Source organism: Aureimonas mangrovi (assembly GCF_014058705.1).
Classification (GTDB): Bacteria; Pseudomonadota; Alphaproteobacteria; order Rhizobiales; family Rhizobiaceae; genus Aureimonas; species Aureimonas mangrovi.
Genome location: NZ_CP059692.1, coordinates 2,775,060 through 2,798,319, shown reverse-complemented (window position 1 = coordinate 2,798,319; position 23,260 = coordinate 2,775,060). Strand labels below are relative to the sequence as shown.

Genomic DNA, 23,260 nt, shown 5'->3' with positions numbered 1-23,260 from the left:
CTGGAGTGATGGCGATGGCACCCCGTGTCGCGGTGGTCGAAGACGAAGAGGCTCTCGGTATCCTCCTGCGTTACAATCTCGAAGCCGAGGGCTACGACGTCGAGGTGATCGCGCGCGGCGACGAGGCTGACATCAGGCTGCGGGAGGCGCAGCCCGATCTTCTGCTTCTCGACTGGATGCTGCCCGGCCTTTCCGGCGTCGAGCTGTGTCGGCGGTTGCGGCAGCGCGAGGAGACGGCGATGCTGCCGATCATCATGCTGACGGCGCGCGGCGAGGAGAGCGAGCGCGTGCGCGGCCTCTCGGTCGGTGCGGACGACTACATCGTCAAGCCGTTCTCGACGCCCGAGCTGATGGCGCGCGTGCGGGCCATGCTGCGCCGGACGAAGCCTGAACGGATCGCAGCGCGCCTTGCGGCGGGCGATATCGAGCTCGACCGCGAGACGCGCCGCGTGCGCCGATCGGGCCGCGAGGTGAAGCTCGGACCGACGGAGTTCAAGCTCCTGGAATTCCTGATGCAGGCCCCCGGCCGCGTTTTCTCGCGCGAGCAGCTCCTGGACGGAGTTTGGGGGCAGGGTGTCTATGTCGACGAGCGCACGGTTGACGTGCATGTCGGTCGCCTTCGCCGCACGCTGAACCGGGGCCAGCGTATCGACCCGATCCGCACCGTGCGCGGTTCGGGCTACGCTTTCGATGAAACCTTCACGGGCCGCGCCTCCTGAGGGGCTGTCGCCGTTCCTGGACGCGGCCGGCGGTCATCGTTCCATCGGGTGCGAGAAATCGAGTACGAAAAAGGGCGCCGATCTTCGGATCGGCGCCCTTTTCATGCCCCTCAACGACGGGGCCCAGCCTTACTCGCCGTCGCCCTTCGGATAGGGCTCGACGGTGCCCTTCAGCTTAATCGTCAGCGGCTTGCCCTTGCGGTCCAGCGTCTTGCCGGCCGCCACGCGCACCCAGCCCTCGCTGACGCAATACTCCTCGACATTGGTTTTCTCCGCCCCGTTGAAGCGGATGCCGACGCCCCGCGCGAGCAGGGCTTCGTCGTGGAACGGGCTGTCGGGGTCGATCGACAGGCGATCGGGCATGGCGGCATCGGCCGGAAGCTTGTCGCTCATCGATCAGCGAACCCGGCGGCGCTCGGACACCGGCTGGAAGGCGATCCGGGCATGATACTGGCAGTAGGGCGAGGCGTCGCCTGAATGGTTGCCGCAGAAGCGGAAATCGGGCGAGAGCGGATCGCCGAGTGGCCATTTGCAGGTGCGCTCGGAGAGTTGCACCAGCGTGAGGTTGCGCGAGATCGGCACGATCTCCGCGCTCTGCTGCTGCTCGGTGACGAGACCGCGCTCTGCGACGAGATCGACCTCTTCCTCCATCTTCAATGCGGTGGCGCCGATGGCGCGCGCCGTCGGCTGGCGCGAAATGCCGGCCTGCGAGGCAACGACGAGGCGCGGGGCGGCCGTCTCGGCCGGGCGTACGGGCTCCGCCGTTGCGGGCTTGGCCTTCACCGTGGCTACGGGCTCGGTGACGGGCGCGGTCTTGATCCGGCTTTCGAGCTTCAGGCGATGGACCTTGCCGATCACCGCATTTCGGGTGACGCCGCCGAGCTCGCCCGCGATCTGGCTGGCGCTGTGACCATCGGCCCAGCGCTTCTTGAGAAGGTCGATACGTTCGTCCGTCCAGCTCATTTTAGTAAGCTCCTCGTTTCGGACAGGGCGGATCATCGGAATCCGTTTACAGTCCACGGGCCGAGGCCCGCCGGATGATCCACCATATCTATGTGACTGCTGATGCTTGCCGCACGAAATCTGGTACGTCCCCAAACTATATATCGGGTGACTCGCTGACAAGAGTCGCGCCGGGGCGCCTCGAATCGATTTGCGGTTATCCCCAGCTTGCCGCACGGACTGCGCTCGCGTGCAGAGCGCCCGGGGCTCAGGCGTCGTTCGTTGACAAGGCGGCCTTTCGACATGGTATAGCACGCGTGTTCAAATGCCCGCCGCAACCGACGCAAAGCCTGCCCACGGCAGGCTTGCTTCGTTTCAGGAAGTCTTCGTCCGCATTTTCTTCAAGCTTAACCCGTGAAGTAGTCTCATGGCCGCCCCCCAAGAAGCCCACTCGCCGCTGTTCGCAACCTACGCTCGCGCGGACCTTCGCTTCGAGCGAGGCGAAGGCGTGTGGCTGATCGCGGACGATGGGCGCCGCTTCATGGATTTTGCCGCCGGCATCGCGGTGAACGCGCTCGGCCATGCGCATCCGCATCTCGTCGAAGCGCTGACCACGCAGGCCACCAAGCTCTGGCACGTCTCGAACCTCTACGAGATTCCGGGCCAGGCGCGTCTGGCCTCGCGGCTGTGCGAGGCGACCTTCGCCGATCGTGTGTTCTTCACCAATTCGGGCGCCGAGGCGCTGGAATGCGCGATCAAGGCCGCGCGGCGCTACCATTTCGTGGGGGGCGAGCCCGAGCGCTATCGCATCGTTACTTTCGAAGGCGCCTTCCACGGCCGCACGTTGGCGACCGTCGCCGCAGGTGGCCAGAAGAAATACCTTGAGGGCTTCGGGCCCAAGGTCGAGGGCTTCGACCAAGTGCCGTTCGGAGACCTCGCCGCCGTGAAGGCGGCGATCGGCCCGCAGACCGCCGCGATCCTGATCGAGCCGATCCAGGGCGAGGGCGGCGTGCGCGTGCCGCCGCCGGGCTTCCTGCAAGCGCTGCGCGACCTGTGCGACGAGAACGGCCTGCTCCTGATCTTCGACGAGGTGCAGTCGGGCCTCGGCCGCACCGGGCACTTCTACGCCTATCAGGGCGCCGGCGTGACGCCCGATCTCCTCGCCTCGGCCAAGGGCCTGGGCGGCGGCTTCCCGATCGGCGCCTGTCTCGCCACCGAGGCTGCTGCCTCCGGCCTGACGGCCGGCACCCACGGCACCACCTTCGGCGGCAATCCGCTGGCGATGGCCGTCGGCAACGCGGTTCTCGACGTGGTGCTGGAAGAGGGTTTCCTGGAGCATGTCCGCGAGATGGGCCTTCTGTTCAAGCAGGGGCTGGAGTCGGTGAAGGATCGCCATCCGGGTGTCGTCGAGGAAATTCGCGGCGAGGGGCTTCTGGTCGGCATCAAGGTGCGCGGGTCCAATGGCGAGTTCGTCGCCAAGCTGCGCGAGCGCGGGCTTCTGGCGGTTCCGGCCGGCGACAATGTCGTCCGGCTTCTGCCACCCCTGATCGTGACGGCCGAGGAGGCCCGGGGCGCGCTGGAGCGCATCGAGGCGGCCGCCGCGGCGCTGTCCTCGACGCAGGGAGCGGCGGCATGAACGCCTCGACTCCGATCCGCCACTTCCTGGACATCTCTGTCGTCGAGCCCGCCGACCTGCGCGCCATTCTCGACGACGCCCGCCGCCGCAAGGCCGAGGGGCGCGCCTCGCCGCGCCCGCTCGAGGGCCGCATGCTGGCGATGATCTTCGAGAAGCCCTCGACACGCACGCGCGTCTCCTTCGACGTCGCCATGCGCCAACTCGGCGGCGAGACGCTGTTCCTGTCGGGATCGGAAATGCAGCTCGGCCGTGCCGAGACGATCGCCGACACCGCGCGTGTCCTGTCGCGTTACGTCGACGCGATCATGATCCGCACGACGGAGCATTCCCGGCTTCTGGAAATGGCCGAGGCGGCGTCGGTGCCCGTCGTCAACGCCCTGACCGACGACACGCATCCCTGCCAGATCATGGCGGACCTGATGACCTTCGAGGAGCATCGCGGGCCGGTGGCCGGCAGGACCTTCGCCTGGAGCGGGGACGGCAACAACGTCCTCAACTCGTTGATCGAGGCCGCGCCGTGCTTCGACTTCTCCCTGCGCATCGCGACTCCCGAGGGCTCCGAGCCCGATCCGGCCTATATCGCGGCGGCGAAGAGCGCCGGTGCTTCCATCCTCGTCACGCACGACGCGCGCGAGGCCGTCGCGGGCGCTGACTGCGTCGTCACCGACACCTGGGTCTCGATGGGCCGCGAGGAGGCCGCGCGCGGCCACAACGTCTTCTTCCCCTATCAGGTGAACGAAGCGCTGATGGCGCAGGCGAACCCGGACGCGCTGTTCATGCACTGCCTGCCCGCCCATCGCGGCGAGGAGGTGACGGATGGCGTCATCGACGGGCCGCAGTCAGTGGTGTTCGACGAGGCGGAGAACCGCCTGCACGCACAGAAATCGATCCTTGCATGGATGTTCGGCGAGGTAGGCCGATGAGCAATATCGAGGAAATCGAGCTCGGCGAGTTCGGCTACGCCGGTGATGATGCGGTCGTGCCCTTCCAGGTCGAGGCGCTCGATGCGCGCGGCCGCGCGGTGCAGCTCGGCGACATGGTGGACGCGATCCTGTCGCGCCACGATTATCCCGAGCCTGTCTCTCGCCTTCTCGCGGAGATGATCGTCCTCACGGTCCTTCTCGGCACCTCCCTGAAGTTCGACGGCAAGTTCACCGCGCAGACGCAGACCGACGGGCCGGTGGACCTTCTCGTCGTCGACTTCACGACCCCGTCGTCGGTCCGCGCCTATGCACGCTTCGACGCCGAGCGTGTCGAGGCGGCGGTGGCGGAGGGACGCACGGAGCCCGAGCATCTCCTCGGCACTGGCACGATGGCGCTGACGGTCGACCAGGGCCGCCACATGCAGCGCTATCAGGGCATCGTGGCGCTCGATGGCACCTCGCTGGAGGAAGTGGCGGAAGGCTATTTCCGCCAGTCCGAGCAGATTCCGACGACCGTTCGCCTTGCCGTCGCGCGCATCGCGCGCCGCCGCGAGGGTGGCGGCTTCGATGAAACGTGGCGGGCCGGCGGCCTCGTCGCGCAGTTCCTGCCCGAGGCGCCCGAGCGCATGCGCCTGCCGGACCTGCCAGGGGGCGACTTGCCGGAAGGCGCGATCGAGGTGGGCGGACACGAACCGGATGATTCCTGGACGGAAATCCGCGCGCTCGTCGACACCATCGAGCCGTCCGAGCTCGCCGATCCTGATGTCGGCGTGGAGCGGCTTCTCTTCCGGCTCTTCCACGAGCGCGGCGTTCGGGTCTTCCCCCCGACGCCGGTGGCCGACGACTGCTCCTGCTCGCGAGAGCGCATCCGCGACGTTCTGGTGAACTTCACGGCCGACGAACTGGCCGAGAGCACGAAGGACGGCAAGATCGAAGTCGTCTGCGAATTCTGCGGCGAGACCTACGAGTTCTCGCCAGACGAGTTCGGTAAGGGCGGCGAGGCCGACGACGCTAGTTGAGCGTGCGGCGTCCCGTGGGGGCATCGAGCGAGAAGGCGGGAACCTCGACGTCGAAGAAGCTGCCGTCCGGGCGCTGCATGTGGAAGTGTCCGCGCATGATGCCAGACGGCGTCGATAACGGGCAACCCGACGTGTAGGTGAAGCTGTCGCCCGGCATGAGCGTCGGCTCCTCCCCGACGACGCCGGGGCCGCGAACCTCTTCCACATGACCGACGCCATCGGTGATGTGCCAGTAGCGCGAACGTAGCCGCACGCGCTGCTCCGAACGGTTCACGATCTCGATCGTGTAGGCGAAGACCCAGCGACCCTCGTCGGGGTCCGATTGTGTCTCGAGGTAGCTCGGGCTGACCCTCACGGTGATCAGCGCCGTCGTCGTTTCGTACATCTTACGCTACAGTCTGTCGTTCCGGCCTTTGCGGCGGGCGATATCATCGCCACGATTGGCGCCCTTTTGGGGCGCGCCTTACCATGACGAGTTACGTTGCGTAAGGTGTTGCGGATGCGCGTCGCCTTCAGGTGGCGGCGAGGGCGGTCTCCACGTCGTCGATCAGGTCCGCAGCGTCCTCGATGCCGGCCGAAAGCCTCAGGAGACCGTCGCCGATGCCGAGTTCGGCTCGGTCCTCGGGCGAGAGGTTCTTGTGCGTCGTCGTCGCGGGGTGGGTGATGAGGCTCTTCGCATCGCCGAGATTGTTGGAGATGGAAACGATCTCGAGCGCGTTGGCGAAGCGGAAGGCCGCCTCCTTGCCACCCTTCACCTCGAAGGCGAGGAGCGTCGATCCGCCGCTCATCTGCCGCGCGATCACGGCTGCGTCCGGGTGGTCGGCGCGGCCGGGATAGATGACGCGCGAGACCTTCTCGCTGTCCGCCAGATGGTCGGCGAGGAGTGCTGCGTTCGCTGTCTGCGCGGCGACGCGCAGGGGGAGGGTCTCCAAACCCTTCAGTAGGGTCCAGGCATTGAACGGCGAGAGCGACGGGCCGGTGTGGCGGAAGAAGTCATGCAGGTTCTCGTCGATCCACGCCTTGGAGGAGAGGATGACGCCGCCGAGGCACCGCCCCTGGCCGTCGATATGCTTGGTGGCCGAATAGACGACGACGTCGGCACCGAGCTCCAGCGGCTTCTGCTGGAGGGGGGTGGCGAAGACGTTGTCGACGACGAGGCGGGCGCCCGCTGCGTGGGCGATCTCGGCGACGGCCGCGATGTCGACGACTTCGAGCGTCGGGTTGGTCGGGCTTTCGAGGAAGAAGAGCTTCGTGCGCGGCGTCACCGCCGCCCGCCATGCGTCGAGATTTCGCCCGTCGACGAGCGTGCAGGCGACGCCCGCGCGCCCGAGCACCGTCTCGAGCACGTAGCGACAGGAGCCGAAGAGGGCGCGGGCGGCCACCACATGATCGCCGGCTTTGACCGAACACTGGAGCGCGGCGGTGACGGCGGCCATGCCGGAGGCGGTTGCGCGCGCGTCCTCCGCGCCCTCCAGCGCCATCATCCGCTCCTCGAACATGCGCGTGGTCGGGTTGGAATAGCGCGAGTAGATGAAGCCGTCGTCCTCGCCCTTGAAGCGGGCCTCGGCGGCTTCCGCCGTGTCGTAGATGAAGCCCTGCGTCAGGAAGAGCGCCTCGGACATCTCGCCGAACTGCGAGCGCATCGTGCCCGCATGTACCATGCGCGTGGCGGGGCGAAGGGCACGGGTACGATCGGTCTGGCTCATGGGGCGGTCCACTCCTGATGACGGCGGACGGCGAGGCGTGAACGCCATCGCCGGCCGGGCGACAGGCCGGTCCCTGAGATCATCGCTGTTCCCGAGGCACGGCCCTTTAGCGAATTGTTTTTCGTGGCTGCAAGCCGGCCGGCCAAATCACCACGTCGACGGGCCGGGACACTAGCCCTGCGGTGGACTGTGGTCAATTCTCTGGTAAAGCGGACGCTCCGCGCGCGGGACAATCCCGGGCGCGAGGCCAAGGGGCGGGGCGGACATGAGCGAGGGCATCCTTCCCGATCGGGATATCGCGGCGCTGGTCGATACGGGCGCCATCGCGCTCGGCCGACCGCTGGCGAGTGACCAGATCCAGCCCGCGAGCCTCGACCTGCGTCTCGGCCAGCGCGCTTTCCGCGTGCGCGCGAGCTTCCTGCCCGGCCCGCGCCGCACGGTGGAGGAGACGCTGGCGCGCTTCTCGCTCCACGCGGTCGATCTCAGCGAGGGCGCCGTCCTAGAGACGGGCTGCGTCTACATCGTGCCGCTGATGGAGAGCCTCGCGCTGCCGGCGGATTTGCGCGCCTCGGCCAATCCAAAATCCTCCACCGGCCGCCTCGACATCTTCACGCGCATCATCACAGACCGCGCGCAGGAGTTCGACAAGGTGCCGGCGGGCTATCGCGGCCCGCTCTACATCGAGATTTCGCCGCGCACCTTCCCGATTCTGGTGCGCGCCGGCTCGCGCCTGTCGCAGATCCGCTTCCGGCGCGGCGCGGCCGGCCTGTCGGGCGAGGAGCTTGCGCTCCTCAACACGGCGGAGCGCCTGACGGACGCGGCCGACGCCAACATCTCCGGCGAAGGCGGCATTGCACTGTCGGTGGATCTCGCGGGTGACGAGAGCGGCCTCGTCGGCTATCGCGGCAAGCGCCACACGGCGGTCGTCGACGTCGATCGCCGCGAGGCGCACGCCGTCTCCGACTTCTGGGAGCCGATCCACCGCTCGGGATCGGGCGAGCTGGTTCTGGACCCCGACGAGTTCTACATCCTCGTCTCCAAGGAAGCCGTACACGTTCCACCGGCCTATGCCGCCGAGATGACGCCCTTTGATCCGCTGGTCGGCGAATTCCGCGTCCATTACGCCGGCTTCTTCGACCCCGGCTTCGGCCATTCGCAGGCCGGCGGTACGGGCAGCCGCGCGGTGCTGGAAGTGCGCAGCCACGAGGTGCCGTTCATCCTGGAGGACGGGCAGATCGTCGGCCGCCTGGTCTACGAGCGGATGGCCCGTGCGCCCGAAAAGCTCTACGGCCTCGACCTGAAGTCGAACTACCAGGCGCAGCGGCTCAAGCTCTCCAAGCATTTCATGGGGTAGGCTTGCGCTTCGATGGGGAGTTGGAGCGGGCGATGGGGATCGAACCCACGACATCCAGCTTGGGAAGCTGGCGTTCTACCGCTGAACTACACCCGCGCTCCGGCTGAATCCGTAGAGGATCGCCGCGCCCCAGACAAGCTTTTTGATCGCCGGGGCGCGTCGAGCAGGGCGCTCTAATCGCCGGTCTGGAAGTCGCCCGGCTGCGGCGGGGCGATGGGCGTGAACAGGCACCGATCGGGCTTGAGGTCGATCAGCGGCGTGCCATCGAGACAGTCGAGGCCGCGAACCTTGAGGCGCGCTCCGTCGCGCCCGAGAAGCCGCACGAGCGAGGTGCCGATCGGGTTCGGGCGCACTGGCGAGCGTAGCGCGAAGGTGCCGCGCGTCGTGCCGTCGCTCGCCGGGCTCTGGTGGACGAGATCGCGCCGGGACCGGTCGAGCCAGTAGAGCACTTCCAGCCGCTCGAAGGCTTCCACACCGTCGAGTGCGGGCACCCAAGGCTCGAAGATCTCGATCTCGCAGGTCGGCCCGTCCTGCCGTCCCTGGCGCGGGCATTCCAGCCGCGAGGTCCAGGGCGTGTGAATGCGTCCGATGAAGACGAGGCCGGCATCCGATGCGTCCGGCGGCGCGACGGCGATTTCGTTCTCGCGGACTTCGTTCAGCCGGACCATGCGACATGCTCCCATTGCCCGACGATCATGCACGGTGCGCGCGCCTTGTCACGCCGAAGGGTAGAGCCGCCACTTGCGCGGGCGCACCGCGATAGGTTGGCCGACCTCACCGCCCTGATCGGCGGGAAGCTCCACCTCGATCCGGTGATCGCCGGGCTCGACGTGGAATTCGACGACGCGCGAGCCGCCGGCCCGGCGAACCAGGGAGATTGTCCCCGCGAGCGCGGGCGTGCCGGGCTGCACGACCTCGAAATCATGCGGCCGCGTGAACATGAGCCATTCGCCGTCCGGCTCGTCCGTGCGGCCGAGGGGCGTGCCCGCGAAAGCGATCTCGCCCGCTCGCACCGTGACCGGCAGTTCGTTCGACTGGCCGATGAAGGAGAAGACGAAGGGGCTCGCCGGGCGGTCGTAGATGTCGTCCGCCGAGCCGATCTGCTCGATCCGGCCCTTGCTCATGACGACGACGCGGTCGGCGAGTTCCAGCGCCTCCTCCTGGTCGTGCGTCACGAAAACGGTGGTGTGGCCGGTCTGGTCGTGCAGCGTGCGCAGCCACCGCCGAAGGTCCTTGCGCACCTTGGCGTCGAGCGCGCCGAAGGGCTCGTCGAGGAGAAGCACCTGCGGGTCGATCGCGAGCGCGCGGGCGAGCGCGACGCGCTGGCGCTGGCCGCCCGAAAGCTGCTGCGGATAACGGCGGCCGAGACCGGGAAGCTGGACGAGATCGAGGAGTTCCTCGGCCCGCTGGCGGATGGCCGAGCGCGAAGGCCGGTTCGAACCGCGCACGCGCAGGCCGAAACCGATATTGTCGGCGACGCTCATGTGCCGGAACAGCGCGTAATGCTGGAACACAAAGCCGACATTGCGCTCCTGCACGCTCTTCATCGAGGCGTCTTCCTCGCCAAAGAAGATCTGGCCGGAGGAGGGGAATTCGAGCCCCGCGATGAGGCGCAGGAGTGTCGTCTTGCCCGAGCCCGAGGGGCCGAGAAGCGCGATCAGTTCGCCCGATTGGATGTCGAGCGACACGCTGTCGAGGGCGGTGTCGTCGCCGAACGACTTTGCGATGTCGCGCACGCTGATCTTCATGAATGTGGGTCCCGAGGTCAGTGGCCGCCGCGGCCGTTGAGATGGCCCGAAAAGCGCCATTCGAGGATCGTCTTGAGGACGAGGGTGACGAGCGCGAGGCCCGCGAGAAGGGTCGCCACCGCGAAGGCGGCCGAGAACGCATATTCGTTGTAGAGGATCTCGACATGCAGCGGCATGGTGTTGGTCTCGCCGCGGATCTTGCCGGAGATGACCGCGACGGCGCCGAACTCTCCCATCGCGCGTGCATTGCACAAGAGAACGCCGTAGAGGAGCGCCCATTTGACGTTCGGCAGCGTCACGAGGAAGAACGTCTTCCAGCCGTTCGCGCCGAGCGAGATCGCGGCCTCCTCCTCGCCCGTGCCCTGCTCCTGCATCAGCGGGATGAGTTCGCGCGCGACGAAAGGCAGGGTGACGAAGACGGTGGCGAGCACGATGCCCGGCAGCGCGAAGACGACCTGGATGCCCGCCGCCTGCGTCAACGGCTGCAGATAGCCCTGCGAGCCGAAGAGCAGGATGAAGACTAGGCCCGCGATCACCGGCGAGATCGAGAAGGGCAGGTCGATGAGCGTGATGAGCAGCGTCTTGCCGCGGAACTCGAACTTGGCGATCGCCCAGGCCGCCGCGAGGCCGAAGACGAGGTTGAGCGGCACCGCGATGGCCGCGACCGTCAGCGTCAGGCGCATGGCGGCCAGCGCGTCATGCTCGGTGATCGCGGCGATATAGGCCGCAGCGCCGCTGCGGAACGCCTCGACGAAGACGGCGACGAGCGGCAGGAACAGGACGAGGCCGAGGAACAGGAGTGCGATCGCGATCAGCGTCCACTTCACCGCCGGGCTCTCCTCGGTGGCCCGGCGGGGGTGACGAAGGGGCGTTTCAGGCGCCATGACCATGCCTCCGCCGGCTCCAGGCCTGGATGAGATTGATGACGAGGAGCATGGTGAAGGAGATCATGAGCATGAGAACAGCGACGGCGGTGGCGCCAGCGTAGTTGAACTCCTCCAGCCGGATGACGATGAGGAGCGGAGCGATCTCGGAAACGTAAGGGATGTTGCCGGCGATGAAGATCACCGAGCCATATTCGCCGACCGAACGGGCGAGAGCCAATGCGAAGCCGGTCAGGATCGCCGGCAGCACCGCCGGCAGGACAACGCGCGTCACCGTCTGAAGGCGCCCCGCGCCGAGCGTCGCGGCGGCCTGCTCCAGCTCGATGTCGAGGTCTTCGAGGACGGGCTGGACGGTGCGGACCACGAAAGGCAGCGAGACGAAGGTCAGCGCGACGACGATGCCGATCGGAGAATAGGCGATGCGCAAGCCCGCATCGCCGAACAGCGGCGCGAGCGCCCCGCCGGGTGCGAAGAGGCTACCCACCCAGCCGTTGGGCGCGTAGAGCGCCGTCAGCGCGATGCCCGCCACGGCGGTCGGCAGCGCGAAGGGCAGGTCGATGACGGCGTCTATCAGCCGCCGTCCGGGAAAGCGGTAGCGCACCAGCACCCAGGCGATGAGGACACCGAAGACGGCGTTGATCGCCGCCGCGATCAGCGATGTCGTGAAGGAAAGCGTGAGCGCCGAGACGACGCGCCGGTCTGACGCCAGCGCCAGGAAGTCGGAGAGGCCGAGCCCGGCGCCGCGCAGCGCAAGCGCTGCCAGCGGCACCAGGACGATGATACCGAGATAGGCGAGCGTGAAGCCGAAGGCGAGGCCGAAGCCGGGCACGACGCTGTGCTCGCGGAACATGAAGGAGGGTCTGGCGGCGCTTGCTGCCATCGAGGGCTCTCATTCTGGATGTGGGCGCGAGAGCATCCTCCCGCTTCCCGATGAACACAAGCCGGCAGCGGCGCCTTGGCGACGCCGCTGCCGGCCTCCTTATGGAGCGCTCAGTTGGCGGGCTGGTAGATCTGGTCGAAGATGCCGCCGTCGCCGAAGTGCTCGGGCTGCGCGCGGGCCCAGCCTCCGAACTGGTCGTCGTCGATGGTCACGAGCTCGAGGTCGGGAAAACGCTCCAGAAGCGAGGCATCCGTCACTGTTTCAGGCTCTGAGGGACGGTAGAAGTGGCGGGCCGCGATGGTCTGCCCTTCCGGCGAATAGAGATATTCCAGATAGGCCTGTGCGACCTCTGTCGTGCCCTTGGCATCCGAATTGCCGGGAACGAGGGCGACCGGCGGCTCGGCGAGGATCGAGATCGACGGCACGACGATGTCGAACTGGTCTGGGCCGAGTTCTTCCAGAGCCAGAAACGCCTCGTTTTCCCAGGCGAGCAGAACGTCGCCGATGCCGCGCTGGACGAAGGTCGTGGTGGAGCCGCGCGCGCCCGTGTCGAGCACGGGGACGTGGCGATAGACCTGGCCCACATAGTCGCGCACGCGGTCGAGATCGCCGCCATATTCGCGGTTGGCCCAGGCCCACGCCGCCAGATAGTTCCAGCGCGCGCCGCCCGAGGTCTTCGGGTTGGGCGTGATCACCTGCACGCCCTCCTTCGTGAGGTCGCCCCAGTCGTTGATTGCCTTCGGATTGCCTTTGCGCACAAGGAAGACGATCGTCGACGTGTAGGGCGCGGAATTGCTCGGCAGGAGGGTACGCCAGTTCTCCGGAATCTTTCCGGTGTTCTCGGCAATGGCGTTGATGTCGGCCTCCAGCGCCAATGTCACGACGTCGGCGTCCAGCCCGTCGATCACCGTGCGGGCCTGCGCGCCCGAACCGCCGTGCGACATGCGCACCGTCACGCGGTCGTTCCCCTGGGCCTGCCAATGCGTGTCGAAGGCCGCGTTGAACTCGCGGTAGAGTTCGCGCGTCGGATCGTAGGAGACGTTGAGGAGCGCCTGGGCCGAGGCCGGCGCCATCATGGCAAGGACCGCGGCCGAGGCTGCGAGGATCGTTCGACGAAAGCGCATGAGGTCCCTCCGGAGCGCTGTGGCAATGGGGTAAGGATAGGCAGAGGCACGCGAACGCCAGAAGGAAAATGCGACTAATTCTATCGAGATGGTAGATTATTATTTCGTGGGCGGCGTGGCGCCCCGCCCGCAGTTGACGTGGCGCGTGGCAGGCCGACATCCTGCGGACGTGAGACACGCGGGAGGGAGAGCCTTGGATATTCTGCGGGACAACGAGCATGGACGCAGCGGGCTCGCACAGCTTCGGGCAATGATCGAACTCGGCGGGCGTCCGCCGATCGGGCAGACGTTGGGCTTCACGCTGGTGGAGGCGGATGAGGGGCGCGTCGTCTTCGAGGGGCAGCCGGACGAGCGGAGCCTCAATCCGATCGGCAGCGTCCACGGTGGTTATGCGGCCGCCGTCCTCGACAGCTGCTGTGGTTGCGCGACCCACACAAGGCTGGCCGCGACGCAAGGTTACACGACGATGGAGCTGAAGGTCGCCTATCATCGCGCGCTGAAGCCCGGCACGCGCGTCCGCGCTGAAGGCCTGGTGCTGTCCTTCGGGCGACGCGCCGCGTTTACCGAGGCCAAGCTCTACGACGAGCAGGAGCGGCTCTGCGCCTCGGCGACCTCGACCCTTCTCGTTTTCGATCTCTGACAAGAACGGTTATACGGGCGGCGATCAGCCGCGGCGGAACTCGGTTGCCTCGCTGACGTTTCGAGAGATGGAATAGAAGCGGGTAGCCGTCGATTCGCTTGGACAAGCGCATCGTGACGACACCTCGAGTATTCGAGCGTTCGAGTGGGTGGAAGCGATGACGGCGGACGATATCTCCGAAAAGGTTAGGGACCGGGCCTATTTTCTCTGGGAAGCAGCCGGCAAGCCCTGCGGGCGAGAGCACGAGTTCTGGGCGCAGGCTTCACGCGAGATCGAAGGAGAACGCGGCAATGACAAGCCGGCCGAGCGTGAGGGGCGAAGTGTAGCGCGCTGAACCGCGCGCGTCAGCCGCCGAGATAGAACGGACCGCCGCGGCCCAGCCGTCGGCGGCCTTTTCGTTCAGGAGTTCACGCGTTCAAAGCGTCGTTCCATGAAAGGCGTGTCCGGCGGCGGGCTGCTCTCTGCAGGGTCGGCAGAGTTGCTGGTCGGCACATAGCCTTGCGCGCAGCCGGCAATCGTCAGGAGGAGAAGGGCAAAGAGTCCGGTGCGCAGCATGATCTTTCGCGATCCATCGTGGATGTCGTCTGCCGTCACAGATAGCGCGATCGGCGCCGCACGCCAGATCACGGCGCGCTCGATCCCGGACGCCCCCCGGGGCATCACGGATTTGGCCGGGTGACGAGCCAAGCAGCGACGGTGAGAAGGATCGCTCCCGTCGCCGCGAGCGCGAAAGCCGGCGCGCCGGACCACGCCAGAAGCGCGAAGCTTGCCGCCATCGAGACGACCGCCAGAACCTTGGCGCGGCGCGGAACGGCGCGCCGGTCCTGCCAGTCTCGCAGGGCCGGCCCGAAGCGCGGGTGTTGGCGTAGGCGTTCCGCAAGCTCGGGCGACGACCGCCCGAAGGCCCAGACGGCGACGAGGAGGAAGGGAGTCGTCGGCAGGCCGGGCAGAACGACGCCGGCTGCCGCGAGGGCGACCGCAGCGCTGCCGAGCGCGCGATAGGCCACGATGACGAGCCGGGCTGGACGGCTCGCCATCTTCTCGTCCTGTCTTCGATCTTCGACGTCCACCGATCAATCGTAGCGGATGGGCACCGTGAGCGAAACGGAGCCGCCGCTCGGCGGCGCGGGGAAGGGGCTCGCCCGCTGCACGAGTTGCACTGCCGCCTGATCCAGCGTTGCGTTGCCGCTCGAACGCGCGATGCGCACGCCGCCGGCCGAACCGCTCGCCGAGATGGTGAAGGACACGCTCACCGTACCGCGCCCGGCGCCGCGCGGCGTGCGCTTGGCTCGATTGAGGCGCGCCTGCACCTGGCTCTGCCAGCGGGCGGGCGACACCGAGTTGGAGCGCGCGCCCTGCGAAGCCTGCCGCTGCGACTGCCCTTGAGAGGCGGCTGACGGCGGTGGCGCCTGGCGCTGCTGGCGGCGCTGAGGCTCCGCACGCTGCGGCTCCTCGCGGCGCGCCTGCCGCCTCGGTTCCTCGCGGCGCGGCTCCTCGCGAACCCGGCGCGGCGGTGGATTGGGGCGCGCGGTCGGCATCGGCACGTTGAGGACCGCTTCCGCTTCCGGCTGCGGCTCGGGCAGTTCGGCGACCTCGGGCTCGGGTTCTTCGGGCTCGGGCTCAGGCTCGACGAGCTCCGGTTCGGGCTCGGGCTCGACGACAGGCTCCGGTTCCGGTTCGGGTAGCGGTTCGACGACGGGCTCCGGCTCCGGTTCCGGAGCAGGGGGTTCGGGAACCGGCTCGGGTGTCGGCTCCTCCACCTCTTCCTCGATGACCTCCGGCCCCGTCGGCGCTTCGACGGAAGCGATCTGTGGAGCCGCCGCGGGCGGGGCGAGGTCGATGAGGATGGGCGCCTGTTCGGCGCCGGCGGGCGTCGGCTTGGGCGTCTGGTCCAAGACGGCCATCGCCAGTGCCACATGCGCGCTGACGATCGCCGCAGCGGCAATGCCCCAGCGGGCGACCGCGCCGAAGCCGGAGCCGCCTTCGGCCGCGCTGGATGTGAGCGGTTCGCGCGCCACGGACGTCAATTCGTCGCTTGCGCTTGCGCAGGCGCAGCTGCGGTCGCCGTGTTCGGATCCTCCAGGCCGACGAGCGCGATCTTGAGATAGCCGCCGTTGCGCAAGCCGTTCATCACCTCCATCAGATCGCCATAGGCCACTGTCTCGTCGGCGCGCAGGAAGATGCGCTGTTCGCGGTCGCCGCCGGTGCGCTCGTCGAGAGCGGCCTGCAGGGCTTCGCTCGCGATCGGGTTCTCGCCGAGCGACAGCGTCAGGTCGTCCTGCACGGTGAGGTAGATCGGCTCGTCCGGTCGCTCCTGCGGCGCCGCGTTCGAAGTCGGCAGGTCCACCGCGACATCCACCGTCGAGAGGGGCGCGGCTACCATGAAGATGATGAGGAGCACGAGAACGACGTCGATGAAGGGCGTGATGTTGATCTCGGAGACCTCGTCCGCCCCGTCGCCGTCGCTGTCCTTAAGGTTCATCGCCATGATGGGATCACTCCGCCGGTGCGACGCGCGGCGCGCTGGCGGCCACGTGCGGATGCGCCTCGTCGCGGTCGAGATCGCGCGACAGGTGGCGCATCACCGCCGCCGAGCCGTCCGCCAGGATCGCGCGGTAGCCGGCGATCGAACGCGAGAAGGCGTTGTAGATGATGACGGCGGGGATCGCGGCGACGAGGCCGATGCCCGTTGCCAGAAGCGCCTCTGCGATGCCCGGCGCGACGACGGCAAGGTTCGTCGTGTTCGATTCCGAGATCGAGATGAACGAGTTCATGATGCCCCAGACCGTGCCGAACAGGCCGATGAAGGGCGCCGTCGAACCGATCGTGGCGAGGATGCCGGTTCCGCGCGACATGGAGCGGCCGGCACGCGCCTCGATGCGCGAGAGGGCGATCGCCGCGCGCTCCTTCACGCCTTCTGCTGAGAGCGCCGCACCCGATAGCGCGCGCTCCTCCTGAGCAGCGAGCGCCAGCGCCGCGACCGGGCCGCGCCAGCGGCGGCCACTTTCGTCGATCGCCTTGTGCAAGGTCGCTGCGCGCTCCAGCCGGCGCACACCCGCCCGCGCCCGGCGTCGCGCGAAGGCGAGCTCCAGCGCCTTGGCTAGCCAGATCGTCCAGGTGACGAGCGAGGCAAGAGCGAGCCCGATCATTACGCCCTTCACAACCCAGTCGGCGGCCATGAACATGCCGAGCGGGGTCAGGTCGTGAGGGATCTGATCGCTGCGCTCGGCCGCTGCGGTATCAGCGGGGCCGGGCTGGGCAGAGGAGGGCGGCGGTGCGGGGGCGGTCACAGGGCCGGGCTGGCCGCTCGTGGCGGGCTCGTCGACGGCCGTCGCGGGTGGCGTGGTCTGGCCCGCAGGCGCCGGTGTTACGGAAGGAGACGAAGCCGGAGCGGCAGGGGCCGGATCGCCGGCTGCCGGGGCGGCGGGAGCCTCCTCGGCAGGGGGGGGCGGCGTATCCTGAGTTGTCGCAGGTGTTTCCACCGCGGGCGGCGTGACGGGCGATGACGGCGCGCTCTGCTCGGTGGGGGCCGGCTGCTGCGTTTCCTGCGAATGGCCGGGCGTTGCAGCGAGGAGGGTGCCGAAGAGCGCGGGAAGCAGGAATCGAGCCTTCTTGCGGGTCGTCATCTGTCGTCTTTCTCGGTGCGCCGTCGGGCACCGGCAGGAATCGTTCCAAACTGGGCTTGAACGCGTCTACCGTCGCGAGAGAGCGCTTTCGCCGGTCAATAAGTTGACTGCGGCACTCTTATTTCCAGTGGCTTCGGATGTCGACAGGGAAGGCGCAGGTTCTTTGCTGTTCGCGCACGATGGGAAACGCCCGCCGTGACCCCATGCTGCCTCTCTGACGATATCGTGAGAGACGTTGCGAATTAACCATATCTTCGTGGCGCAGGGCGTTGTGTGGATAAATCGGCTGTGGCAAATCTGCATCGCAGCGTGGCCGATTTGTCGCGTCGCCTCATTCGAGGCGGTTTCGTGACGGATGGCCGAGTGCAATTGACACCTGTTACCGAGCGGAACCCGAATGAAACCCGTCAGCACGATCTCCCGTCGCCTCTTCCTTGCCGGTATGCCGCTCACGCTCGGCGCCTGCGTGGCGGGCGGGCCGCAGACCCTCGCGACGGGGCCGGTGCGTCGCCCGATCGACCGCGCCTACATCACCATGTACTCGGCAATCAACGACGAGCCGCATCCGGTTCCGGCGATCGACCTTACCGACGTCGATCCGCGCTATTTCCGCCAGATCGTCGGCTTTTCCGGCCCCGAGCACCCCGGCTCGATCGTCGTCGATCCGCAGCGCCGCTTCCTCTATCTCGTACAGGAGAACGGCGAGGCGCTGCGCTACGGCTGCGGCGTCGGCCGCGCCGGTTTCGACTACCAAGGCGCGGCGATCATCCAGCGAAAGGCCGCATGGCCGCGATGGACGCCGACCCCGAACATGATTCGCCTCGACCCTGAGCGGAACCTCCCCTATGCCGGCGGCATGGAGGGCGGGCCCCAGAACCCGCTAGGCGCGCGGGCCCTCTATCTCTACCGCGACGGGCGCGACACGCTCTACCGCATCCACGGCACACATCAGCCGTGGAGCATCGGCCGCTCGGTTTCCAGCGGCTGCGTGCGCCTGTTCAACCACGACATCATCGACCTGCACCGCCGCGTGCCGACGGGCACCAGCGTCATGGTCCTTCCGCACGGCTCGGCGGACCGCACAGCGGGCGGCAGCGGCGAGCCGATCGCCTGACGCGCGGCGGAACCGTCACCCGGTCCTCTCGTTCCAGCCGAAGCGAAAGGACGGGAGACGGAACATGTCTGGACTGAAATACGAGGTCGTCGAGCACGACGGCGGCTGGGCCTACAAGGTGGGGGACGTCTTCTCCGAGACGTTCCGCAGCCACGACGACGCGTTGCGCGCGGCCCGTGATGCCGCCGAGCGCCAGCACCTGGCGGGCGAGACGGAAGGCATCTCCTATCAGGACAATGCCGGCCATTGGCATGAAGAAGTGTCGCGTGGCGATGATCGCCCGGTGACCGAGGTCGTCGACGAGCCGCGATAGGCCACGGGATCGAAGACGCGCGCGTCGCTCACTCGTGATGCGGCGTCTTCTCCCACAGATGCGGGCGCCACAAGAGCTGTACGCCCGCTCGCACGCAGGCATAGCTGACCAGCCCCCAATAGGCCCAAAGTGTCGGCAGGCGGATGAGAAGAGGCGCCTCGCGCGGCGAGACGACCGCGCCGGCCAGAAGCGCGAAGGCGATCCACGAAAAGACGATGTTGGAAAGATCGAGGATGGCGAGCCAGTCGGCCGCCACTTGAACGGCTGCCCCCGAGGCCAGGGCGGCGAACGTCAGAAAAAGATGCGCGACGAACACGGTGTGCATCACGCCGCCCGCGATCATCGAGACGAACAGGAAGTAGAACGCGGCCGCGCGGCGCAGCCCGAGATCCTCGACGAGCCGCCGGGGTCGGCGCATGTGGACGAGCCAGGTCTGCATCCATCCCTTCAGCCAACGCGTGCGCTGGTTACGCCAGACCCGCCAGCTCGTCGGTGCCGCCTCGCAGGTTGCGGCCGTGAGGACACCGGTGCGGTATCCGTGACGGCACAGCCGGACGCCGAGATCGGCATCCTCGGCGACGTTGAATCCGTCCCAGCCCCCAACGGCCTCGAGCGCCTCTCGGCGGAAATGGTTGGACGTGCCACCGAGCGGTATCGGCAGATCGCGCCGCGCGAGGAACGGCAGCGTCGCGCGGAAGAGGACGGCGTATTCCAGCGCGAAGAGCCCCGCGAACCAGTTGTCGCCGCCGTTGCGGATCGTCAGCGGCGCCTGCAGGCAGGCGAGGCTCGCATCGGCCGAGCGGAAGGTCAGCCATGCCTCCAGAAGCTGGTCCGGATCGGGCCGGTCTTCCGCATCGTAGAGGACGACGAGGTCTCCGCACGCGAGCGGCAGCGCGTGGTTCAGCGCTTTCGGCTTGGTTCGCGGCAGCGAGGGCGGGACGAGCACCAGCTCGATGCCCGGCTCCTGAGCGATCCGCGCCTCCACTGCCGCGATGGTGTGCGGATCGTCCGCCTCGCAGATCAGCTTGATGTCGAGAAGCGCCCTCGGCCAATTGAGCGCGGTCAGGGCGTCGACCAGCGGAGAGACCATCTCGGCCTCATGATGGAGGGCGACGAGCACCGTGTATGTCGGCAGCGGCTCGGCGGGCGGCAGCACCAGCGCGGCCTCCCGGTCTGCGCGCTCCGCGGCGCGCCGCCGTTCCTCCCGCGCGTGGTCGAGGAGGACCGCGAAACGAAACAGCGTGAAGGCGGCGAAGAAGACGCTGAGGGCGATGTGGAAGGGCCGCAGGGCCTCGAGGCCATAGGCGGCGAGCAGCAGAAGAAACGCGAGCGTCAGGAAGCCGAAGCCGAAGGCCTGTCCGCTGCTGAAGACCGTGCGTGCCGAAAGGTCCGGGCGCGCGGAGGCGAGTGCGAAACGCGCGTCGTGGTGGCGCTGCCTGTCCGTGAAGCGGGCGCGATGCGCGTCCAGGGCTCGCGGTGTCGCGACGAGGACGCTGCCGCCCTGTGCGCGGGCGAACCAGGCGGCCACATCGTCCAATGCCTCGAGCCGCGGCCAGATGAACAGCTTGGCCTCGAGCGCCGGCGTGCAGGTGCGCAGGTGCCTCCGCTCGCTGCCCGGCGGCCCTTCTATGATCTGGTCCTGCGGCTCGGGCGCGGAGAAGGGCAGGCCCAAAGCATCGGCCATCGCGCGCCCGAGCGTCTCCTCGCCGACGACCCGTGCGGCGACCAGCTCGCGCGCCGCGTCCGAACCGTTCAGAAGCGCTTGTTCGCACGCCCGCCAATACTGCTCCCAAGAGACGCCGAGGCTTGCAAGAACGCGTTGCAGAACCGGCGAAGCGGTGAGCGAGAGAGCCGCTCCCTTGGCCACATCATGCGAAAGGAGATATGAGGTCGACTGGACGATAACGCCGTCGCTGGGCAGGGAAACGATGACACTCAACGCACTCATTCCCCCTGCTCGTCGCGCCCTTTCCACAGGGACGCTCCGCGAATTACTGAGACACGTATCGGTGGCGATGTCACTCGCCTTGGTTGCTTTTTCTATTCTGGCTTCAGGTGCGCGGGCGCAGGAGGCTCCGCCGAGCCGCGCGCTCACAGCACAGGTGGTGACCCCGAACTTCTCGGATCAGCGCCAGCGCCCTTCCGCGCCCGCTCTTTCGGGCCTGTGGCGCGTGCGGTTCCTGACCAGCGTCGACTATCCCCCGTTCAACTTCCTCGATGCCCGCGGTCGCCTGGCCGGGCTCAATGTCGAGCTGGCGCGCGCGATCTGCGAGGAGCTCGAGATCACCGACATCTGCCAGATCGAGGCGCGGCCCTTCGAAGAGTTGCTGCCGGCATTGGAAGCGGGGGAAGGGGAGGCGATCATCGCGGGGCTGGCCGTGACGGCCGAGAACCGGCAGGCGCTCGCCTTCACCGAGCCCTATTTCCGCTACCCGGCGCGCTTCGTGGCCTCTACCGAACTGGATCTTTCGGCCTCGCTTGCCGCTGGAATGAGCGGGCGGCGCGTCGGTGTCGTCCAGAACACCGCGCATGCGGCGATGCTCGCCGCCTTCTTTCCGGCCGCGACCGCGACCCCTCTCGAAACGCGCGACGCCGCTCTCACGGCCCTTCGCGCGGGCGACGTCGAGGCTGTGTTCGGCGATGGCGTCGGCCTTTCCTTCTGGCTGGCGAGCGAGGCGGCGCAAGGATGCTGCGCCTTCGCTGGCGGCCCTTATCTCTCCGACCGCTTCCTCGGCGAAGGGCTCGCGATCGCGGTGCGCGACGAGAACGCGACCCTTGCCGATGCCTTCGACGATGCGATCGTGCGGCTCGTGGAGAAGCGGCGCTTCTCCGAGCTTCTTCTGCGCGCCTTTCCGATCAGTGCCTTCTGAACTCGCCATTCGTTGACGGAGCGCTGTGCGCCCCATAGACGGAACGACTGAGAGGGCGCGAGGCCGCAGGATATGCGAGACCCGCGCCGGTGAACACGCATTCGCAGGAACGGCACGGATCATGGACGACGGCTCGCAAAGCCTGATCGAGGAAGGGGCGCGCTCGAACGCCTGGCCCTTCGAGGAGGCGCGAAAGCTCGTCGAGCGCCGGAAGCGCCTCGGCAAGGATGGCGAGGTTCTGTTCGAAACGGGCTACGGTCCCTCCGGCCTGCCCCATATCGGCACCTTCGGGGAGGTCGCCCGGACCTCGATGGTGCGCCATGCCTTCCGCGTCCTGACCGAAGACGCCGTGCCAACGCGCCTCGTCTGCTTCTCCGACGACATGGACGGGCTGCGCAAGGTGCCCGAGAACGTGCCGAACCGCGAGATGATGGCGGGCTTCCTCGGCAAGCCGCTGTCGCGCGTGCCGGACCCGTTCTCCAACGAATATCCATCCTTCGGCGCGGCCAACAACGCGCGCCTGCGCGCTTTCCTCGACCGTTTCGGCTTCGAGTACGAGTTCATCTCGGCGACGGACACCTACACGTCCGGCCGCTTCGACGAGACGCTCCTGAAGATGCTCGCCGTCTACGACGAGGTGATGGAGATCATCCTGCCGACGCTCGGGCCGGATCGGCGCGCCACCTATTCGCCCTTCCTGCCGATCTGCCCGCGCACCGGCATCGTCCTGCAGGTGCCCATGGTGGAGCGGGACGTGGCAGGCGGGCGCATCGCCTATGACGACCCCGAGACCGGCGAGCGCGTCTGGACGTCCGTGACCGGCGGCGCCGTGAAGTGCCAATGGAAGGCGGACTGGGCACTGCGCTGGGCCGCCCTCGGCGTCGATTACGAGATGGCGGGCAAGGACCTGATCGATTCGGTCACGCTCTCCTCGAAGATCGCGCGCGCGCTCGGCGCCGAGCCGCCGGAAGGCTTCAATTATGAGCTCTTCCTCGATGAGAAGGGCCAGAAGATCTCAAAGTCCAAGGGCAACGGCCTGACGATCGACGAGTGGCTGACCTACGCCTCGCCCGAGAGCCTGTCCTTCTACATGTTCGGCAAGCCGCGCGCGGCCAAGAAGCTGCATTTCGACGTCATCCCGAAGGCGGTCGACGATTATTACAGCTTCGTCTCGGCCTACGGGCGGCAGGATCTGCGCCAGCAGCTTCAGAACCCGGTCTGGCACATCCATGACGGCGAGCCGCCGGCGCATGGCGTTTCCGTGCCCTTCGCCATGCTGCTCAATCTCGTCTCCGCCTCCAACGCCTCCAACAAGGAGACGCTGTGGGGGTTCATCTCGCGCTATGCGCCGGGTGTGACGGCACAGAGCGAGCCCGAACTCGACCGGCTGGTCGCCTACGCGCTCGCCTATTTCGAGGACTTCGTTCGTCCGACGAAGCGCTTCCGTACGCCGGACGAGGTGGAGCGTGCCGCGCTCGAGGTGCTGGACGAAAAACTGGCGGCTCTGCCGCAGGGCAGCGATGCCGGCGCGATCCAGGACGCCGTCCTCGACGTCGCCCGGCCGATCCCGCGCTATCAGGACGAGAAGAAGAAGGGCCCGGATGGCGGTCCCGGTGTCTCGCTCGAATGGTTCTCGGCGCTCTACCAGATCCTGATCGGGCAGGAGCGCGGCCCGCGTTTCGGCTCCTTCGTGGCGCTGTATGGTATCGCGGAGACCCGTGCGCTGATCGCCGACGCGCTCGCGGGCCGACTCACGGCTTGA

26 protein-coding genes, 1 tRNA gene and 1 riboswitch are annotated in these 23,260 nt (G+C 67.7%); of the genes, 11 read left to right on the top strand and 16 right to left on the bottom strand.

Features of this window, described 5'->3' with window-relative positions; translation table 11 throughout:
* The first annotated feature begins 14 nt into the window (after positions 1 to 14).
* Entirely contained in the window at positions 15 to 719 is a 705-nt protein-coding gene (gene phoB / locus H1343_RS13505; protein WP_185985666.1) for a phosphate regulon transcriptional regulator PhoB, read from the top strand.
* A gap of 129 nt (positions 720 to 848) precedes the next feature.
* On the opposite strand, the gene H1343_RS13500 is transcribed toward phoB, so the two are convergent.
* Both H1343_RS13500 and H1343_RS13495 read right to left on the bottom strand, forming a co-directional pair.
* On the bottom strand, positions 849 to 1,112 hold the full coding sequence (locus tag H1343_RS13500; protein WP_246333080.1) for a DUF3297 family protein: 264 nt from the start codon (positions 1,110 to 1,112) through the stop codon (positions 849 to 851).
* A gap of 3 nt (positions 1,113 to 1,115) precedes the next feature.
* Entirely contained in the window at positions 1,116 to 1,682 is a 567-nt protein-coding gene (locus H1343_RS13495; protein WP_185983380.1) for a GcrA family cell cycle regulator, read from the bottom strand.
* 406 nt (positions 1,683 to 2,088) lie between these two features.
* Between H1343_RS13495 and H1343_RS13490 the strand changes: the two genes are divergently transcribed.
* From H1343_RS13490 to H1343_RS13480, 3 genes are read left to right on the top strand one after another with little or no spacing between them, the layout of a single operon-like run.
* Complete coding sequence (locus H1343_RS13490; RefSeq protein ID WP_185983379.1) at positions 2,089 to 3,297, top strand: aspartate aminotransferase family protein; 1,209 nt, start codon at positions 2,089 to 2,091, stop codon at positions 3,295 to 3,297.
* Positions 3,294 to 4,220, top strand: a complete 927-nt coding sequence (argF, locus tag H1343_RS13485; RefSeq protein WP_185983378.1) for an ornithine carbamoyltransferase — start codon at positions 3,294 to 3,296, stop codon at positions 4,218 to 4,220. The genes H1343_RS13490 and argF overlap by 4 nt, the downstream gene beginning before the upstream one ends.
* The gene (locus H1343_RS13480; RefSeq protein WP_185983377.1) at positions 4,217 to 5,239 is read left to right on the top strand and encodes an Hsp33 family molecular chaperone; all 1,023 of its coding nucleotides are present in this window, start codon (positions 4,217 to 4,219) and stop codon (positions 5,237 to 5,239) included. The genes argF and H1343_RS13480 overlap by 4 nt, the downstream gene beginning before the upstream one ends.
* Here the strand turns inward: H1343_RS13480 and apaG are convergent.
* Both apaG and H1343_RS13470 read right to left on the bottom strand, forming a co-directional pair.
* Positions 5,232 to 5,624 carry a Co2+/Mg2+ efflux protein ApaG gene (gene apaG, locus H1343_RS13475; protein WP_185983376.1) on the bottom strand — a complete coding sequence of 131 codons (393 nt, stop codon included), beginning with the start codon at positions 5,622 to 5,624 and terminating at the stop codon, positions 5,232 to 5,234. The two genes, H1343_RS13480 and apaG, sit on opposite strands and share 8 nt — an antisense overlap.
* Positions 5,625 to 5,751: 127 nt before the next feature.
* Complete coding sequence (locus H1343_RS13470) at positions 5,752 to 6,945, bottom strand: O-succinylhomoserine sulfhydrylase (protein WP_185983375.1); 1,194 nt, start codon at positions 6,943 to 6,945, stop codon at positions 5,752 to 5,754.
* A gap of 86 nt (positions 6,946 to 7,031) precedes the next feature.
* A riboswitch (SAM riboswitch) is annotated at positions 7,032 to 7,109 on the bottom strand.
* Positions 7,110 to 7,210: 101 nt separating this feature from the next.
* On the opposite strand from H1343_RS13470, the gene H1343_RS13465 reads away from it, so the two are divergent.
* A complete protein-coding gene (locus H1343_RS13465; RefSeq protein ID WP_185983374.1) occupies positions 7,211 to 8,299 on the top strand; it encodes a 2'-deoxycytidine 5'-triphosphate deaminase in 1,089 nt (362 codons plus the stop codon).
* A gap of 21 nt (positions 8,300 to 8,320) precedes the next feature.
* Here the strand turns inward: H1343_RS13465 and H1343_RS13460 are convergent.
* The 6 genes from H1343_RS13460 to H1343_RS13435 all read right to left on the bottom strand — a co-directional run bounded on the left by H1343_RS13460 (position 8,321) and on the right by H1343_RS13435 (position 12,887).
* Positions 8,321 to 8,395, bottom strand: a tRNA-Gly gene (locus H1343_RS13460).
* A gap of 77 nt (positions 8,396 to 8,472) precedes the next feature.
* On the bottom strand, positions 8,473 to 8,967 hold the full coding sequence (gene tsaA / locus H1343_RS13455) for a tRNA (N6-threonylcarbamoyladenosine(37)-N6)-methyltransferase TrmO (RefSeq protein ID WP_185983373.1): 495 nt from the start codon (positions 8,965 to 8,967) through the stop codon (positions 8,473 to 8,475).
* A gap of 48 nt (positions 8,968 to 9,015) precedes the next feature.
* The gene (locus H1343_RS13450; protein ID WP_185983372.1) at positions 9,016 to 10,047 is read right to left on the bottom strand and encodes a sulfate/molybdate ABC transporter ATP-binding protein; all 1,032 of its coding nucleotides are present in this window, start codon (positions 10,045 to 10,047) and stop codon (positions 9,016 to 9,018) included.
* Positions 10,048 to 10,064: 17 nt separating this feature from the next.
* Positions 10,065 to 10,937, bottom strand: a complete 873-nt coding sequence (cysW, locus tag H1343_RS13445; RefSeq protein ID WP_185983371.1) for a sulfate ABC transporter permease subunit CysW — start codon at positions 10,935 to 10,937, stop codon at positions 10,065 to 10,067.
* The gene (gene cysT / locus H1343_RS13440; protein WP_185983370.1) at positions 10,921 to 11,811 is read right to left on the bottom strand and encodes a sulfate ABC transporter permease subunit CysT; all 891 of its coding nucleotides are present in this window, start codon (positions 11,809 to 11,811) and stop codon (positions 10,921 to 10,923) included. The genes cysW and cysT overlap by 17 nt, the downstream gene beginning before the upstream one ends.
* Positions 11,812 to 11,921: 110 nt before the next feature.
* Complete coding sequence (locus H1343_RS13435) at positions 11,922 to 12,887, bottom strand: sulfate ABC transporter substrate-binding protein (protein WP_246333622.1); 966 nt, start codon at positions 12,885 to 12,887, stop codon at positions 11,922 to 11,924.
* A gap of 241 nt (positions 12,888 to 13,128) precedes the next feature.
* Here H1343_RS13435 and H1343_RS13430 point away from each other — a divergent pair, with 241 nt between their 5' ends.
* Together H1343_RS13430 and H1343_RS17110 are read left to right on the top strand one after the other, a co-directional pair.
* Complete coding sequence (locus tag H1343_RS13430; RefSeq protein ID WP_246333077.1) at positions 13,129 to 13,575, top strand: PaaI family thioesterase; 447 nt, start codon at positions 13,129 to 13,131, stop codon at positions 13,573 to 13,575.
* 157 nt (positions 13,576 to 13,732) lie between these two features.
* Positions 13,733 to 13,909: a DUF2934 domain-containing protein gene (locus H1343_RS17110; protein ID WP_185983367.1), complete on the top strand. Its 177-nt coding sequence runs from the start codon at positions 13,733 to 13,735 to the stop codon at positions 13,907 to 13,909.
* A gap of 65 nt (positions 13,910 to 13,974) precedes the next feature.
* Here the strand turns inward: H1343_RS17110 and H1343_RS13420 are convergent, their stop codons facing one another.
* From H1343_RS13420 to exbB, 5 genes are read right to left on the bottom strand one after another with little or no spacing between them, the layout of a single operon-like run.
* Entirely contained in the window at positions 13,975 to 14,202 is a 228-nt protein-coding gene (locus tag H1343_RS13420; RefSeq protein ID WP_185983366.1) for a hypothetical protein, read from the bottom strand.
* Positions 14,203 to 14,234: 32 nt separating this feature from the next.
* Positions 14,235 to 14,612 carry a YbaN family protein gene (locus H1343_RS13415; protein WP_185983365.1) on the bottom strand — a complete coding sequence of 126 codons (378 nt, stop codon included), beginning with the start codon at positions 14,610 to 14,612 and terminating at the stop codon, positions 14,235 to 14,237.
* A 36-nt stretch (positions 14,613 to 14,648) separates the two neighbouring features.
* Positions 14,649 to 15,593 carry an energy transducer TonB gene (locus H1343_RS13410; RefSeq protein WP_185983364.1) on the bottom strand — a complete coding sequence of 315 codons (945 nt, stop codon included), beginning with the start codon at positions 15,591 to 15,593 and terminating at the stop codon, positions 14,649 to 14,651.
* Positions 15,594 to 15,598: 5 nt separating this feature from the next.
* Positions 15,599 to 16,063 carry a TonB system transport protein ExbD gene (gene exbD / locus H1343_RS13405; protein ID WP_185983363.1) on the bottom strand — a complete coding sequence of 155 codons (465 nt, stop codon included), beginning with the start codon at positions 16,061 to 16,063 and terminating at the stop codon, positions 15,599 to 15,601.
* 7 nt (positions 16,064 to 16,070) lie between these two features.
* Complete coding sequence (gene exbB / locus H1343_RS13400) at positions 16,071 to 17,201, bottom strand: tonB-system energizer ExbB (protein ID WP_185983362.1); 1,131 nt, start codon at positions 17,199 to 17,201, stop codon at positions 16,071 to 16,073.
* A 397-nt stretch (positions 17,202 to 17,598) separates the two neighbouring features.
* Here exbB and H1343_RS13395 point away from each other — a divergent pair, with 397 nt between their 5' ends.
* Positions 17,599 to 18,315: a L,D-transpeptidase gene (locus H1343_RS13395; protein ID WP_246333075.1), complete on the top strand. Its 717-nt coding sequence runs from the start codon at positions 17,599 to 17,601 to the stop codon at positions 18,313 to 18,315.
* A 64-nt stretch (positions 18,316 to 18,379) separates the two neighbouring features.
* Positions 18,380 to 18,628, top strand: coding sequence for a DUF2188 domain-containing protein (locus H1343_RS13390; RefSeq protein ID WP_185983361.1), 249 nt, complete (start codon positions 18,380 to 18,382; stop codon positions 18,626 to 18,628).
* A gap of 28 nt (positions 18,629 to 18,656) precedes the next feature.
* On the opposite strand, the gene H1343_RS13385 is transcribed toward H1343_RS13390, so the two are convergent.
* Entirely contained in the window at positions 18,657 to 20,567 is a 1,911-nt protein-coding gene (locus H1343_RS13385; protein WP_210270038.1) for a glycosyltransferase, read from the bottom strand.
* 166 nt (positions 20,568 to 20,733) lie between these two features.
* Between H1343_RS13385 and H1343_RS13380 the strand changes: the two genes are divergently transcribed.
* Both H1343_RS13380 and H1343_RS13375 read left to right on the top strand, forming a co-directional pair.
* Positions 20,734 to 21,498, top strand: coding sequence for a transporter substrate-binding domain-containing protein (locus H1343_RS13380; RefSeq protein WP_246333073.1), 765 nt, complete (start codon positions 20,734 to 20,736; stop codon positions 21,496 to 21,498).
* A gap of 121 nt (positions 21,499 to 21,619) precedes the next feature.
* Positions 21,620 to 23,260, top strand: a complete 1,641-nt coding sequence (locus H1343_RS13375) for a lysine--tRNA ligase (protein ID WP_185983359.1) — start codon at positions 21,620 to 21,622, stop codon at positions 23,258 to 23,260.